General features: G+C 61.2%; 12 protein-coding genes and 2 riboswitches. Of the genes, 4 read left to right on the top strand and 8 right to left on the bottom strand.

Annotated features, from left to right (window positions below; translation table 11 throughout):
- Nucleotides 1-13: 13 nt before the first annotated feature.
- Nucleotides 14-235 carry a CbtB domain-containing protein gene (locus G442_RS0106340; RefSeq protein WP_026397319.1) on the bottom strand — a complete coding sequence of 74 codons (222 nt, stop codon included), beginning with the start codon at nucleotides 233-235 and terminating at the stop codon, nucleotides 14-16.
- A 36-nt stretch (nucleotides 236-271) separates the two neighbouring features.
- A riboswitch (cobalamin riboswitch) is annotated at nucleotides 272-423 on the bottom strand.
- A 46-nt stretch (nucleotides 424-469) separates the two neighbouring features.
- Nucleotides 470-699, top strand: a riboswitch (cobalamin riboswitch).
- 385 nt (nucleotides 700-1084) lie between these two features.
- Here G442_RS0106340 and G442_RS21100 point away from each other — a divergent pair.
- Nucleotides 1085-3361, top strand: coding sequence for a TonB-dependent receptor (locus tag G442_RS21100; RefSeq protein ID WP_084440397.1), 2277 nt, complete (start codon nucleotides 1085-1087; stop codon nucleotides 3359-3361).
- A 72-nt stretch (nucleotides 3362-3433) separates the two neighbouring features.
- Here the strand turns inward: G442_RS21100 and G442_RS0106325 are convergent, their stop codons facing one another.
- The 7 genes from G442_RS0106325 to G442_RS21080 form a co-directional block, all read right to left on the bottom strand.
- A complete protein-coding gene (locus G442_RS0106325) occupies nucleotides 3434-5776 on the bottom strand; it encodes a TonB-dependent receptor plug domain-containing protein (RefSeq protein WP_169720791.1) in 2343 nt (780 codons plus the stop codon).
- 411 nt (nucleotides 5777-6187) lie between these two features.
- Nucleotides 6188-6937 (bottom strand): cytochrome c oxidase assembly protein, encoded by a 750-nt coding sequence (locus tag G442_RS21095; protein WP_051292018.1) that lies wholly within the window; start codon nucleotides 6935-6937, stop codon nucleotides 6188-6190.
- Nucleotides 6934-7557, bottom strand: a complete 624-nt coding sequence (locus G442_RS21090; RefSeq protein WP_051292017.1) for an SCO family protein — start codon at nucleotides 7555-7557, stop codon at nucleotides 6934-6936. The genes G442_RS21095 and G442_RS21090 overlap by 4 nt, the downstream gene beginning before the upstream one ends.
- On the bottom strand, nucleotides 7554-9299 hold the full coding sequence (locus G442_RS21085) for a cbb3-type cytochrome c oxidase subunit I (RefSeq protein WP_051292016.1): 1746 nt from the start codon (nucleotides 9297-9299) through the stop codon (nucleotides 7554-7556). Before G442_RS21085 ends, G442_RS21090 begins: the two co-directional genes overlap by 4 nt.
- On the bottom strand, nucleotides 9296-9811 hold the full coding sequence (locus G442_RS0106305) for a cupredoxin domain-containing protein (protein WP_035376246.1): 516 nt from the start codon (nucleotides 9809-9811) through the stop codon (nucleotides 9296-9298). Before G442_RS0106305 ends, G442_RS21085 begins: the two co-directional genes overlap by 4 nt.
- 33 nt (nucleotides 9812-9844) lie before the next feature.
- Nucleotides 9845-10054 (bottom strand): hypothetical protein, encoded by a 210-nt coding sequence (locus tag G442_RS0106300; RefSeq protein ID WP_026397315.1) that lies wholly within the window; start codon nucleotides 10052-10054, stop codon nucleotides 9845-9847.
- On the bottom strand, nucleotides 10051-10812 hold the full coding sequence (locus G442_RS21080; RefSeq protein WP_051292015.1) for a c-type cytochrome: 762 nt from the start codon (nucleotides 10810-10812) through the stop codon (nucleotides 10051-10053). Before G442_RS21080 ends, G442_RS0106300 begins: the two co-directional genes overlap by 4 nt.
- A 547-nt stretch (nucleotides 10813-11359) precedes the next feature.
- Between G442_RS21080 and G442_RS0106285 the strand changes: the two genes are divergently transcribed.
- From G442_RS0106285 to G442_RS0106275, 3 genes are read left to right on the top strand one after another with little or no spacing between them, the layout of a single operon-like run.
- On the top strand, nucleotides 11360-13114 hold the full coding sequence (locus G442_RS0106285; RefSeq protein WP_026397313.1) for a methanol/ethanol family PQQ-dependent dehydrogenase: 1755 nt from the start codon (nucleotides 11360-11362) through the stop codon (nucleotides 13112-13114).
- Between the two features lie 12 nt (nucleotides 13115-13126).
- Nucleotides 13127-14308 (top strand): c-type cytochrome, encoded by a 1182-nt coding sequence (locus tag G442_RS21075; RefSeq protein WP_051292014.1) that lies wholly within the window; start codon nucleotides 13127-13129, stop codon nucleotides 14306-14308.
- 45 nt (nucleotides 14309-14353) lie between these two features.
- Entirely contained in the window at nucleotides 14354-15952 is a 1599-nt protein-coding gene (locus G442_RS0106275; protein ID WP_026397312.1) for a porin family protein, read from the top strand.
- The last annotated feature ends 18 nt before the right edge of the window (nucleotides 15953-15970 follow it).

The following is a 15970-nucleotide window of genomic DNA, read 5'->3' as shown; positions in this document are numbered from 1 at the left end:
AGACGACCCGCCGTCAGTGGCAGGGGAAGCCCAGAAGGTGACGCCCGTCATGAACGAACTCATGCACCGCATGACCGGAAATCAGCGACGTCGCGCCCTGCTCCGCGCCCACGAAATAAAGCAGCGCCAGAGCGAGAACCACGCCGAACGCAGCCCATGGCAGGACGGCGCGGACCGGGATAGCGGCGGGCGCCGGAGCGAAACCGGGAATGGACGAGGAAAGACTGTGGCTCATGACCTGCTCCGCTCGGAAAGGCGCGTTCCGTGTTGGGACGATAAAAAAGTGACAGAGGGTCCGGCTTCCGCCGCCGAGGATGTGGCGGCGGTTACAGTGGCGCGACCGCGTCGGATTTTCACCGACTTCCCCTGATGCATGTCCGCACATTTAATCGCCCCCCCTTCCCTGTCAACAATTACGCGCATCGAACTGGCAGCGCTTTCATATTGCTGGCGAAGCCTGACCCCGATTATAGACACCCTTGTCGATGGTTCCGTGCGAACGGATGAAAAGGGAACGCCGTGCGCCTTTGCGGACTACGATCCGCAGGCAAGTCGGCGACTGCCCCCGCAACTGTTGGCGGAGAGACGCCGTTCATGTCGCCCTTTCGGGGACGAGCCACTGGTCCTGCCGGGCCGGGAAGGTCGAACGGACGTCTATGACCCGCGAGTCAGGAGACCTGCCATCGTCGCGATCAACCGAAAGCCGGTCGGGGTTGGCCAGCGTATCGAAAGACAGACGATGACGTCGACATCTCCGCGCCTGACGCGCCCCAGGCTTCTCCGCTACCGGACGGAGCCATAGCCGCGCTCTTCCGATCACGTTGAGCCGCAGCAAGCCGCCCGCAGACCAGGCACGTCGTTTGTTCCTCCGCTCCCCGGCGAGGCTGGACAATCATCCCGGCCGCCGGACGCTGACAGGGTGAACGGTCGTCGCGCGCCGAACGGCGCTGCCGCATGCACTTCATCGACTTTTCCCGCCCGGCTCCGCAAAGCGCCGACTTAACGGCGCCGCACGTCCGCCGAGGACGACGTCCGGGCGGGAGAAGATTCGCGGAAACCATGTTTCCGCGTCGTCAGGACTTCCATGCCCCCCAACACCCCGCCGCGAATTTCACTCGGCCGCATACGCCACTCATCCTCGCCACGACGTCTGCCCGTCGCCGCTGCGGCGATCGTCACGTCGTTCGCCGCGCCCTCATTTTCCGCCTCAGCCGCGTCACCAGCGTCGCAGGACAGCGACAGAAAGGCGGCGCACGCAAAAACCCGGCATGATGACGAGGCCGTTTCCGCGAAAATCTCCGGCGACGCGCGATCCCCGGCACAGTCGGCAACAGGGAGTCATGCGGAGAGCATTCAGGTCACGGCGTCTCGACGCGACCTTCTCGGACGAGCCGGGACCGCCAGCGAAGGGTCGCTGACCTCCAAGGAATTGCACCTGCGCCCGATCTATCGTGTGGGACAGATACTGGAGGCCATTCCGGGCCTCGTCGTCACCAGCCACTCTGGGGAGGGCAAGGCGAACCAGTTTCTACTGCGTGGCTTCAATCTCGATCACGGAACCGATCTGGCGAGTTTCGTAGACGACATCCCAATCAACGGCGCGACCAACGCGCACGGACAAGGATACACGGATCTTAATTTCCTGATGCCGGAACTGCTGGAGAGCGTCGATTACACCAAGGGGCCTTTTCACGCCGCGATCGGCGATTTCGGCGTGGCGGGGTCGGACCACATGCGTCTGGCGGGCGATATCCCCCGCCAGATATCCCTCAGCGCCGGCACGCTTGGCGATTACCGGGCCTATATCGGCGGCACGGCGCACATGCAAAACGGCGACCGCTGGCTCGGCGCGTTCGCCGTCTCGCACTCCGACGGTCCGTGGCGCTACCCGGACAACGCGCGCAGCATCAAGGCGACCTCACGCTATACGCACGGAGACGCCGCGAACGGTTTCGATGTGACCGCAATGTTTTATCGTGGCCAATGGCGGGCGACCAATGATCAGCCGCTGGAGGCCATGCAGGACGGAATGATCGGCAAATATGGTTCGCTGGACCCGACCGATGGCGGTTTCTCCGAACGCTACAGCCTGTCCGGGCACTACCGTCTGTCCGCCTCCAACTGGCGGTGGATCACAAGCGCCTTCGTTTCACATGACAGGCTGACGTTATGGAACAACTTCACCCATTATCTCGACGATCCGGTCAACGGCGACCAGCATTCGCAGGACGAAACGCGCACGACCCTTGGCGGGACCAGCACTTATTCAAGGCATGACGTCATCGGCGGCTTTCGCACGGAAACGCAGGTTGGCGTACAGGGACGATACGACATTCTCTATGTCGATCGACGACACACGCGTGATCGCGTCACGCTGAAGGACTGTCCCGGCAGTCTGGACGATTCCGACGAATATCGTTGCAACGCAGACAATATCAACATCGGCTCAGCCGCGATCTTCGTTCAGAACACCACGCATTGGCTACCATGGTTTCGCACTGTCATCGGCTTGCGCGAGGATTATCAGGCCGGGTCGGACGACAATCTTGTTGACGGGAGCCACACCCGGCGGCGCCAGTTTCTCTTTCAACCGAAAGGCAGCCTGATTTTCGGTCCATGGAGAAAGACCGAACTCTACCTCAGCGCCGGACGCGGTTATCACTCCAACGACTTCCGCTCCGTCGTCGGATCTTACTCCGTGGGAAAATTTGCGACCGGATCTGTCCATGTCCCTATCATGACCGCAGCGACCAGCGGAGAAGTCGGTGTCAGGACCACGCTGGCGCCGCATCTCAACGTGCAGGCCGCGGCGTTCATCATCGATTTCGATTCAGAGCTGACATATGACGGGGACGCAGGGGTCAACTCCCCCGGCCCGGCGAGCAGGCGTCAGGGCGTGGAGCTTTCCGCGCAGTACAATCCCTGGTACTGGCTTGAGTTCAATACCGACCTGTCTTTCGCGAAAGCGCGCTATCGCACGCACGATCCGGCCGAATACGGCATCCCCGGCCTGTATGTGACGAACGCCCCCGATTTCGTCTGGTCGTTCGGGGCCATCGTCGACACCCACGGCCCCTGGTATGGCGGGCTGCAGGTCCGATGGCTCGGCGGATACGCCCTGATCGAGGACAACTTGCTGCGCTCGAAAGGATATCAGGAAGTGAACATGAACGTCGGATATCGCTTCACGCGGTATTTCAACGCTGAACTCAGCATATTCAACATGTTCAATAACCACGGATACGCGGCGCAATACGCCTACGACTATCGGCTCACGCCAACCCCATCGGAGTCGACCGGAGCCACCGGGCATGCGATCGAACCCATCTCAACCCGGCTGACAGTGACTACAAAGTTCTGATCTGTGGATTAACTAAAAGCGTCCCGCCGCTCTGGTTCTGCGGCGGGGACGCGATCCGGAGCGGCCGTAACGTTACAGGCTGAGATTGGCCTTGAGGTAATAGAACCCGCCATTCATGCCAAGTTGCGACGTGCTCATGTAGTACTGCGGAACGCCGAGGTAGCGGTTGCCGTCCGGCACCCGAGAAGGCCGCGCGTCGAACAGATTGTTCGCCCCCAGAGTGAAGGCAAGTTTCGGCGTGACGCGGTAAGTAATTTCGAGATTCGTGACGAATTTCGGCGTGTTGTGGAATTGCAGGAAATTATAGGCATTCGCGACGCTGCTGTTCGTCGCGCCGGAATAGACGCTGAGTTCGGACGTCGTCTGCCCCCAACGTATTTCATGCACGCCGACGGACCACTTTCCGTCCGCGCTCGTGAAACGACCGCCCCAGATCATCTTGCTTCGCGGATACGCTGTGGTGATGTAGGCGACGCTCTGCGCCGTCAACAACGACTGGCCGGACGCGGACACACCCTCATGCGTCAGGCGCGTACGGTTGAGATTGATCGCAACATCCCAGTCGATGCGCCCAACCTCGCCAAGCCTGCTCATATAGGTGGCGGTCAGATCCAGCCCCTGCGTGCGGGTGCTGGCCACGTTGGCGAACCAGTGCGTGGACAGCGCATTGCCCCATGTCGACGCCGCGTCCGGCAGGGTAAAGCCGTTCATCTCCAGAGCCTGCAACGCCTGCGCGCCATAGACGTTTCCGCCCGGCAGAATCTGGTCGCGCAGGTTGATCTGATAGACGTCGACAGTCAGGTGCAGGTTTTTCGCAGGCGTGATGACCACGCCGCCTGACGCGTTCGTAGAGCGCTCAGGCTTCAGGCGCGACGCCCCGTTGGCCAGCGCTCCCGGCGAGCTTGCGCCGATGATGCCGTTCGCCGCCGTCGGGGAAAGAGAGACCGCGCTGTAATATTCCTGCGCCAGAGTCGGCGCATGGAAACCGTTCGAGATCGTGGCGCGGAAACCCAGCCACGGCGTCGGGTCATATCGCAGGGCCGCCTTTCCCGTCTCGGTGTCGCCGACATCGGTGTAGTGTTCGTATCGACCGGCGAGATCGAGCTGGATATTGCGCGTCAGATGCGTGGCGACGTCGAGGTAGCCGCCAACCACGTCGCGGTTGTAATGCCCCGCATTACCCGCGACCGTTCCTGCCAGCGCATCGGAACCACTGCCATAGGTCGAATCCGGAGACCCCGTTCCGATCGCATAGCTTTCATAGCGATAGGTCGCTCCACCCGCGACGTTGATGGCGTGCGGCCAGAAGCGCGTGCGTAATGACTTCGAAATATCGAACGTGTTGCTCCACATCTCATTGGTGAAGCCCTGCACGTCGAAATTCCGGGGCGTGCGGCCTGTAGCCGTCGACAGCGACAGATTGGCGGAGTTGTTCAGGCCGACATCATCGTAATCGCGTCCGTAAACCGACGACAGATCCCAATGCCACTTGTCGATCTCGCCGCGCAGTCCGGCTGTAACTTCCCAATCGTTCTCGTCCAACGTCTCGATCGGCGAATATCCATCCGGATAGATCGCCGCATATGCTGGGTATTTTGCAAGAGACGCCGCCGTCCGGTAATTCTGGAACGATTCCGCATGGCGATGGGCGTAAGTCGCGACGACATACGCCTCGAGATCGTCAAGGATGTGATAGCCCGCATTGACCGCCACGCTCTCGCGCGTCTGCTCCGGCTGGCCGAGAATCTTGTTGATCTTCGTGCCCGTACGCAGATCCGGCGCACTGCGATACGTGTGATCCTGATGATCGAAGTCGCCGCTGATATGAATATAACCCCGGTCCGTCAGCTTGGCGCCGCCGTCAAGGTACAGTCCCTGTTCGAACCCGTCCTTGGCCGCGGTGATGCCCGTGATGGATTGCGCGTGGAAACCATGATCCTGCTTTTTGAGGATGATATTGACCACGCCCGCGACCGCGTCCGACCCGTACTGCGCCGACGCGCCGTCGCGCAGGATTTCAACGTGGTCGATCGCCGCCAATGGAATCATGTCAACGTCGACCGGCGTGCTTCCCTGCTGCGGACCGGCGTTGGCATAGATATTCGCTGTGGTGTGGCGGCGTTTTCCGTCAACAAGAACCAGCGTCTCGTTGGGGCTCAGGCCCCGCAGACTGAACGCTGACGTCAGCGCGCCGGTGTCGAAACCGCCGGTCGGCATGGTGAGCGACGGCAGCAACTGCGTCAGCGCATCGCGCAATGTCGGCATGCCTGTTTCCGACAACTGCTTCGCGGACACGACGTCGATCGGGGAAATGCTGTCTCGCGCCTTCTTGCCTGTCTCACGGGTGCCGGTGACGATCACGGTTTCAGTCCCCTCTGACTCCCGCGCGGCGGGAGCCGGAGGCGCCGACGGCAGCGCGACGGAGCGCGCGCTCGATGCCGCCGCCGTACGCTGAGGCCCAGACGCTACGTGAGTCGGAGCAGGGCGCGTATAAACATGAGATTTGGCGGACGCCTTGCGAGCAGTCGTTGCGTTTCCAGAAGAATTATGAGAGACAAAACAGACTACAGACGTAGTACCAAGCAACGTCACCCGAAGTACAGAGCGCAATGAAAAGGTCGCATAACGTTTCGAACGCACAATAAATCCTCACAATGTTCGACCGAATAGGGCCAGACACTCTTCTTAGACCTGATTGTAAGGATTTTTCACGAAGCATTACGCCGCAGATACGCATTGCGTATCGTGTGTATCCGAAAAGACATAAATTTAACTATATTTTATAGTGAATTATTTTGACAATCCGCACGAAACCGCCAATTGGCGTCAGGCGCCTCGCTCAGGCTTTCCGCTCGCCATCCACGACGCCTGCCCCTCATGCTGCCCACCGCCCAGCAGCAGCGAGCAGAGTCCGACGATCTGCAGCGGCATGCCCGCCAGCAGCATGACGAAGCCCGCCCATCTCTGGTCTTGCAACGGCGTCAGATCCCAACGGCACAAAACGTCGAGATAAGGCGCGTAAAGCACATGGGAGGAGACCATCCAGATCACCGCGATGACGGTCATCGGCAGAGATCCGACCAGCACCAGAACCCCGACCAGAAAGTCGCTCTTCAACACCCGGACGCCGGGCAGAATCTGCGCCCAGAACAACAGCCCCGTGAACATGCCCAGCAACGCCAGGGGCGCGCTGAACAGGGCGTTCGCAAGAGATCTGTCGAGCACGGACGGCAGCCCGGTGGCGACGCCCAGCCCGGCAAAGAGCACCAGCGCCACCATCGGATCGCGCAGCCACCCACCCCTGTTCAGCATGAAACCACCCGCCGGCATCGCCAGAAGCAGAAACGGCGGAACCACCTGTCCCATGACCATCAGGCCCGCCGTATATTGCGTCATCGACGCCAGCGGATCGTGCAGCCCCCATTCAGCCGCAATCCAAAGCCCACACCCGAGGACGCCTGCGACGCTACGCGCCAGACCGCGTCTGCGCGAGCGTCCCGCCCACAGCACGGCGCAGGCCGCCATGATCGCGGTCGCCGTCCAGACAAGAGCGACCCCGGTCGTCCATTCCCTCATCCCGCCCTCAAGGCCACCCTGATGTCCGACGCCATGCCTGCCGGGTCGTTGAGTTGCGTCATCCCGTAGCGCACAACGGCCCGGCCTGCCGGGCCGACAAGGGTGAGGACGGATGTATGGTCGATCCGACCGGCTCCACCAGAGGCCGACCAGGCGATCCCCCAGGCCTTCGCCGTCTGCGCCACGGCGCCGGGCTCGCCCGTCACGCCGATAGGCGTCGGATCAAAGTTGGAGAGGAAATCGTGAAGTTCCCGTGGCGTGTCGTGCTTGGGATCAAGCGTCACGAAAACGACCCGAACTTTGTCCGCATCTGCGCCGAGTTGAGAGAACACCGGTTTCAATGAGTCCAGAACCATCGGGCACACATCAGGACAACGGACATATCCGAAATAGACCAGAGCCGCACGACCATGAAGGGAAGCAAGACTGAAGCTGCGTCCCTTATCGTCCACCAGCGACAGGGCAGGAACTGTGTCTCCTGCGAGCGGTGACCCTGAAAAACGCCCGAACCCGCCGCCGAGCCCAGCGTAGGCCGCCAGTCCGGCGAGGGCGAGCGCACCGACGCAAAACCCCCGAAACACCGATCGGCGGAAGCGGGGCGCGTCCGCCGAGCCGCTCACCAGAGAACCCACCCGGGGGAATGGGTGACGTTATGCAGGAACGGCCAGAGGATCGGCACGTAAGCGGCGACCGTCGCGACGGCGGTAAGGCCGACGAGCGCCCACACATGCTCGAGACGATTGGCAAGAACCGACGCGCCATGCCCCGTCGCAACAGGAATGGCGACGCCAGTTTCGTGGCTCACCGGTCCGCTCAGGGCCTGTGCAAACGGAACGGCTGGGCGCTCGGCGCGACGCCCGAACAGCAGCGTCCCGAAAAACACAAGGAAGAAGCTGTAAGTCGCGACCCACAGGATCACCCCGCCCACCGCGATCAGCGCCGTCGGCGTCGCCGCGACGCCATAGAGGGCGTGGTAGGTTTCATGCGGCAGCGCCGAAACCCAGGCGCGACGCGGCACGCCGTACAGCCCGGCCCACTGCATGCCGATCGCGAAAATCGTCATGCCGACAAACCACGTCCAGACGGAGAACAGCGCAATGCGGCGGCTGATCAGCTTTCGTCCAGTCAGATGCGGGATCATCCAGAACGCCAGTCCCATGAACGTCATCGCCGTCACGCTGCCGACCGTCACATGGAAATGCCCCGGCACGAACGTCGTGTTGTGGACGATGGCGTCAAGTTCCCAGCTTCCGTTGACGATGCCGGTGGCGCCGCCAAGGATGAAGGTCAGCGCGCCGAGTACCTGCGCCGCCACGCTCGGGTCGCTCCACGGCAGCGCGCGGAACCAGCCGACCAGCCCCAAACCACCGCGCATGCGCCCGGCATATTCAAGACTCAGCCCGAGAGTGAACGCCGTGATGATGCTGGGGATCGCGACAGACATCGTCAGCACGACGAGAATCGCGCGCCAGATCTGGGAGAATCCGGGATCGGAGAATTGGTGGTGCGAACCGACCGGCAGCGAGAAGATCAGCAGCAGCGCAAACGTCATCCGCGCCATCGGATCGGACGCCAGCTTGCCGCCCGCCTGCCGCGACAGCAGGCCGTACCAGGAAATATAAGCAGGCATCAGCCAGAAATAGACAATCGGATGCCCCGTCAGCCAGAACAACGTGCGGTTGATCAACGGGTCGATTGTCCCGATCAGGCCGAGCGACCACGGGTCGAGTTGCAGAATAAGCTCCGACAACGCCCCTACGCCCGCCAGCGTCCACATCAGCATGGTGACAAGGCTCATATACGTCACCAGCGGCGTAACGCATCCGGGGTGCGCCCGCTTCCACGCCGCCCGCATCTTGAGCAGGATCGGTAGCGGCTGCACGCTGCCCAAAGTCAGGATCGTCATTCCGAGATAGAAGAACGGGCTGCCTTTCAAGGGGGGATAGAACGTCCACAGGACGCTCGATGAATTGTCGAACATCGCGTAGATCAGGCTGAGCGCCCCAACCGCCATCAGGCCGAAACACGCGCCCCACAGCGCCATACTTGGGCGCTGTCCCAATTCCCGGGCGGGCAGGTAAACCAGAAGGCCACATGTCACAAAAAACGTGAAGACGTAGCCGTTCAGAACCCCATGAACCGTCAAACCCTGATAATAGGTATGAAAGATCGAGCGAAGGGCTGGATAGGCGTTCACGCCGTCATAGTTCAAGGCCTGCAGCGGGCCGATCGACGCGCCGATCAGCAGGGCGCAAAACCCCGCGATCAGGAAAAGCAGCATCATACGCCGCTCGGGGCGCCAGCCCTCGTCGGTTTCCACAGGATAGACCACGGGACCCGGAGTAAAAGCGCGCCCGCTCATTCCGCCGCCCTCGCGTCAACGATGACCTGCCCGATCATGGCGTGATGCACCATGCCGCAGTACTCGTTACAAATGATGCGAAACACGCCCGTACGGTGGAAGGTGTATTTCACCGTGCCGACAACGCCCGGAACAGCCGTCAGATTGACTGGCGTGCCCTGAATTTCAAAGCCATGCAGCACGTCGGAACTGGTGACGTAGAACGTGACCTCCGCGCCTTCCGGCACATGAATCACGCCCGGCGTCCAGCGCCACGCTTTTCCGGTGATGTGCACTGCGTAGCTGTTCGGGCCCGTCTTGACGACCCTGCCTGTATCAGCAGCGGCGACTTCACGTTCCGCCGCCGTCGGATCGGAATGAAATGACTGCGTCGTGGTGACGAGTCCGAAATCATGCACGACGTAAAACATCGTCGCGACGGTCAGCAGCGCCATCATCACGATCACACAGACGATGAACGCCCGCTCGTGACGTTCGGCCGAAGCGTGGAAGGCTTCATCGAACGGGGTCATCCCGGAATCTCCACTCATGATTTTTGCCCCACCCTACGCCCGGTGCAGGAAGATCAACGAAACCAGCACCCAGATAACCAGAATGCTGCTCAACACGACGCCAGCGACCACCCAGGCACCGACAGGACGCACCGCTTCCGGGCTCCAGTCCTGCGGGATGATCTGCGTCTCAGCGGAAGGGTGTTCCTGCATGGCCTCAACCTGTTCTTCGGGACCGCCTTTCGGCGTGATATCGACTGTCATTTCGCGGCGCCCGGCGATTGCGGCAGCGTGTAAATGTAGGCGGCGAGCGCCTGTATCTCTTCGTCCGTCAAGCCGTGAACTTCCGACATCATCATCTTGCCCATCGGATCGCGGTCCTTTCCGGCCTTCCAGCCTGAAAGCTGCTGAACGACATAGGATGGCGACTGCCCGGCGATCGCAGGAAACATGGCGCCAAGCCCCTGCCCTGCCGGACCGTGGCAACCGGCGCACGGCATGACGTGCGCCGACATATTGCCTTTCTTGTAAAGATCATTTCCGTGCGCGATCTGCTCGGCGGACGTCGCGATCCGGGGCGCCTCCACCGCCGGAGCCTGCGCAGCGTAATAGGCCGCCACGTCATCGATTTGCTTTGGCGACAGCTGTTTCGCGTATTGCGTCATCCACGCACTGGGCCTCTGGCCTGATGCGAAGAACGTCAACTGCTGCTTGATGTAAGACGCCGCCACGCCGCCAATGCGTGGGATGGCAGCCTCGGCCTGCCCGGCCCCGCTCTCCAGATGACATGCCGCGCAGGCGGCGTGGCCCGCCAGCACGCCCTGCGTCGCTATCGCGCGTCCGGCCTCCACGTCCTGAGCCTCCGCGCGCGCCGAAGCCCCGACATTGACCGTCATGACAAGGCCCATAGAAAAGAAAACTCCGACGAGAGGACGTCCGCAACCGCGACCCTCGACGCGCAAACCAAACATACAGGTCTCCTGACAGGTCTTCTGGCGGCTGGCGCTCTTTGCGTTCTTCATTCTGCGCCGCCACTGAAGCTTTACGTCACCTTTCCGCCCTGTCACCGCGCCAGATCAAGCTGACGCTGCCTACCTGTCGCAGAATCGCGACATCGGGAGCGAACACTCGTCGCATCATCGGGCAAAAACGGGGCAAAAACAAGGTTATGGAGCCAATTCGAAACGACCAAAACGGCTCAGCTCTGACCCACGCAGAACCATAAAAAAAGCGCTTGCCGCATCGCAGAATGACTATGCCAGCCAGTTCCGTCGCGCTGCACGGCAAACCGTCGCAGATTTGCGACATATCGGCGCGCGTTCAGATTTACGCGTGGTGACTTATTCGTAACGTCGCGGCACAGACAGTCCATCGTGACAAGCAAAACAATGAAAATCCGTCACGCTATTAGGCATGCAGGTTCAGGGAACGACTTATCGCTTTCGCCGCTCCGTCCACGGCCAACGCCCCAAAAAGCGCACGGCCAGACACACGACGGAACGACGAGATCGGTTTCTGGTTCTTGGTTTAAAGTTTCACTTGCGAAACTTCCTCTCGGGAGATTTTGGAATGAAGGTCGCTCTTCGTAACGCCACCGCGACAAGATCACGAAGGTCCATTCCGTCGCTGGCCCTCGGGGCCGCGCTGGCGTGCGCCACTGCGTTGTCCATCCCCTCGCACGCGAAGGCGGACGGAGACGCGGGACCCTATTCGTCCGTCACCAGCAGCCGTCTCGCCAATGCGTCGAAAGACAATGGCTGGCTGATGTATCGCCGTGACTACACCAGTTCGGGCTACGCGCCCTTCACCGACATCAACACCGGCAATGTCGCACAACTGAAGCCTGTCTGGGACTATGAAACCGGGATCAAAACCGGACATGAAGCCCCGCCGATCATCAACGGCGACTACATGTTCGTCAGCACGCCGAAAAACCACCTGCTGGCTTTTCAGGCGAGCACCGGCAAGCTCCTGTGGAAATATGAGCGCGACCTCTCCGAAGTCGGGTTGAAGACGATCTGCTGCGACGTGGTGAACCGCGGCGTGGCGCTGTATGGCGATAATGTCTACATGGCCACGCTCGACAACCATGTGCTCGCGCTCGACGCCAAGACGGGAAAAATCGTCTGGGACGTGCAGCTTGAACCCGCCGATCTCGGCTACGCCATGACCCTCGCCCCGCTGGTGGTGAAGGGCAAGATCATGGTCGGCATCTCCGGCGGCGAATATGGCGGTCGCGGCTTTATCGCGGCGCTCGACGCCAAAACCGGCAAGCAGGACTGGAAGACCTTCACCGTTCCGGAGCCCGGCCAGCCCGGCGGCGACACCTGGCCGAAGGGCGCCTACACGACCGGCGGCGGCGCGACGTGGCTGACCGGCAGCTACGACGCCCAGACAGACTCCCTGATCTGGGGCGTCGGCAACCCGGGTCCGTGGCTCGCAACCCTGCGGCCGGGCGACAACCTCTATACCGACAGCGTCATCGCGCTGAACCCGGATAATGGCCATATCAAATGGCATTATCAGTACACGCCGCATGACACATGGGATTACGACGGCACCAACGAACCCGTTCTCGTCGACCTGACCTATGAAGGAAAGCCCTACAAGGCCCTTGTCAGCGCAAGCCGCAACGGCTGGTTCTACGCCATCGACCGTCAAAACGGAAAATTCATCTACGCAGAAAAATTCGCGCATGCGACGTCGGTTTCCGGATTCAAGGACGGCGTGGCGATCACCGATCCCGCGATGCGACCGGATATCGGCAAGGAAGTGTTCACCTGCCCGAGCTTTCTTGGCGGCAAGAACTGGTGGCCGATCGCGGTCGACCCGCAGAACCATCTGGCTTTCGTTCCGACCCTGCACACCTGCATGAAGATGAAGGGCAACCCGGTCTCTTATAAAGCAGGGCTGCCGTTCCTCGGCGAAAGCTTCAACGTCATGCACGATCCAGAGAATCCCGATCATTGGGGTTCGGTGCAGGCGATCGACCTGAACACTGGCAAGCGGGCCTGGTCGTTCGAATCCACCCTGCCCTGGAACGGCGGCATGCTCGCAACGGCGGGTGGGCTGGTGTTCTCCGGCAGCGCGGACGGTTATCTCTACGCTTTCGACGCCAAAACAGGCGACGTAAAATGGAAGAGTCCGAAAATGTCATCCGGCGTGATCGGCGTGCCTGCGACATGGAAAGTGGGCGACAAGCAGTACGTAGCCGTTTACGCGGGCTGGGGCGGCGGCGTGCCGATTTGGGGCGGCGATATGGCGAAGGACAAGGCGGTCCGTTCGATTCCGCTCGGCGGTCATCTCTACGTGTTCGGCCTCTAAGGAGTTGATTTCATGAACGCATTCAAAATCGCCGCCCTCGCCGCAACCCGCCTGACCTGCGTCGCCGCTCTCGGTATGGCCGTCGCGCCGCCGCACGCTGCGAACGCCGCCATTTCGGTATGCATCGACAAGTCCAGCCCGGCACAGGCCATGGACCATCGCGTCATTGACGCGGTGGCCCAAGAGCAACACACGTCCGCGACTGTCGTGCCCTTCGACGGCAACGCCGGGGGCGACGATGACGGTTTCGACGTCAAAGAGTTTAAGAAACTTGCTTCGTCTCGTTGCGAACTCGTTCTCGGCTTCCCGGTCGAGGCGTCAAGCGGAGAAACGCCGGAAGGCACGAAGGCGACGACGCCTTACGGAGAAACCGGCTTCGTTCTGCTTACGCCGCGCCAGCACGACGCCAGCACGCTGGACAAGCTCCCGGCGGGAACGACGGTCGCCGTCACCTATCTGACGCCGCCCAACCTGTATTTCGCAAAACACCCGAATATCCAAGCCGACATCCGCCCGGACGACGAACACACGCTCGCATCGCTTTTCCAGCACAAGGTGCAAGCGGCCATGATCTGGCGCGCAAGTGCGGTCTCCGCTCTCGCGGACAAGAATCACGCGCGGGATTACTGCATGCACGCGCTGAGCGAGCCGTATTCCCGCTGGAACGTCGTCGCACTGTATGCGCCGCAGAACGAACGCGCGGCTGCAGCTTTCATGAAAAGCGTCGCAGATCTCCAGAATGACGGGAAGCTGGCCTCATTGGTGCAGCCCTTCGCAACAGCGCCGCAAAAATCGGGGATTATTCTGGCCTCCGCCGACGCGCCGGCTCCGGCCGCCGCCGCTCCATCCGGGGGAGACGCCGCGCTCTACACGTCAGCTCAGGCGGACGCAGGCAAGAAGGAATACGCGGACAACTGCGCCCAATGCCACGGCGATAATCTGGAGGGCATGGCTGGACCCGCGCTCAAGGGCAAAAATTTTGCCTCGCCCAAGGCCAACTTCCACGTCAGCGACATCTTCACAATCGTGTCCCAGAACATGCCCGCCACCCAGCCGGGCAGCCTGACCCATGATCAGTACGTCAACATCATGGCGTTCCTGCTCCAGCAGAACGGAATGCCCGCCGGGTCCACAGCTCTGACCTTTGACGCCGCAAAATCCTCCAAGACGCCTCTTGTCTACAAAGGCGACTGATCGTTACGACTCAAAAGCAACATGCAAAAAGAAAGAGTCCGTAAGATGCAGACAAGACACAGCATCCGACTGGGGCTGCTGCTCACAGTCGCCGCCGGGTGCGCGGTCGCAACATCGCCCCGCCTCGCCCGCGCAGACGACTACAGCGACCTTCTCGACATTCTTCGTGCAAAAGGCAGCTTGACAGGTTCTGAATACAACACGCTGCTTGCTAAACATTTGCACAGAGGACAAGCATCGGAAGTCAGGAGCGCGACGCCCGTAAAAGGGCGTCGGAGCGCCTCGACGGCGCACGGAACGACCACAGCGACGGTCGAAGATCCGGTGGTGTTCGAAGCGCAACGGGCGGCGGACGACGCCGCCCGAAGCGCCCGTTCGGCACAGGAAGCGCTTGCCGAAACACGCATGAGCATGAAAAGCGCCAGCGTCGTACGCGTCGCTCCGTACGTTCCGGGCAAGGGTTTGACGTTCTCCGCCGGTCCCGTCGACATCACATTATCGGGATTTATCAATGGCTTCTATAGCTATAATTCTCCTGGCGGGGGGCACGGCGTAGCCGGCGGCGTATCCACCGGTTCCAGCAAATTCGACCAGTCGGGCGTCCGTAACGGCCTGCTTCCTGCGGGTCTGATCCTGAAAGTCGCGACGACGCAATCGGGCATAGACCTTGCAGGCACGTTGGGCATGTATCCTGGCCTGAACAACGCCGCGAGCGGCGCCTTCAACGCCAATTCCGGCGGAAGCGCAGTCGGGCTCGGAACCCCCGGAATCGATTTCCGTCAGATATTCATAACGGCGGGAACCAAGACTTTCGGAACCGTGAAAATCGGACGCGATTTGGCGCTGTTCGCATCTGACGCGATTCTAAGTGACGCGACGCTGCTGAGCGTCGGCTCGACGGGCGGCACCGCTGCCCCCGCCAACACATCGCTCGGTCGTATCGGCGTCGGTTACGTCTACGCGGACTGGATTCCGCAAATCTCTTACGCTTCCCCCGTCTACAAAGGCCTTCAGGGAACAATCGGAATTTTCCAGCCTTTGGATGAATACAACTATGCAGGTTCTGGACTTTCCGCGACATCGACCCACCACAGCTCGCCTATGGTGCAGGGGAAAGTCACATACGATTTCACCGTCAACAAGCTGACGGGCCGAATTTGGTCCAGCTTCCTCGTCCAGCGCCAGCAAAGCCTGACCGGCAGCGACATCGACACCGGCGGTCGTCCACGTAGCGTCGTGGCGGAGGCTGGCGATATTGGGACGAAGCTGACATGGCGCGGCGCGCAACTGGTCGCATACTACTATCGCGGCAGCGGCCTTGGCACGACAGGCCTGTTCTTCGACGGCGTGGCGGCGAACGGACGCAAACGCGCATCCGAAGGCTATTACGTGCAGTTTGGCTACAACTTCACGAAAAAATTCAAACTTATCGGCAGCTATGGCGCCAGCAATCTTTACCGGGCTCCCGGCGATTACTCGCCTTCTCTCGTAAGGCGCAACGAGTCCGAAATCGGCGCAGGTTACTATGCCCTGACCGACTGGCTGACGCTGGTTGCGGAATATGCGCATACGCGATCCGCCGCGCACGGTCCGTTCAAGGAAGACGACAGCACCATTTCCGCTGGCGCCTCCATCTTCTTTTAACGCTTCGGGTGATCGGGC

This window comes from Acetobacter nitrogenifigens DSM 23921 = NBRC 105050 (assembly GCF_000429165.1).
Classification (GTDB): domain Bacteria; phylum Pseudomonadota; class Alphaproteobacteria; order Acetobacterales; family Acetobacteraceae; genus Acetobacter; species Acetobacter nitrogenifigens.
This window is presented reverse-complemented; position numbering and strand designations above follow the sequence as displayed.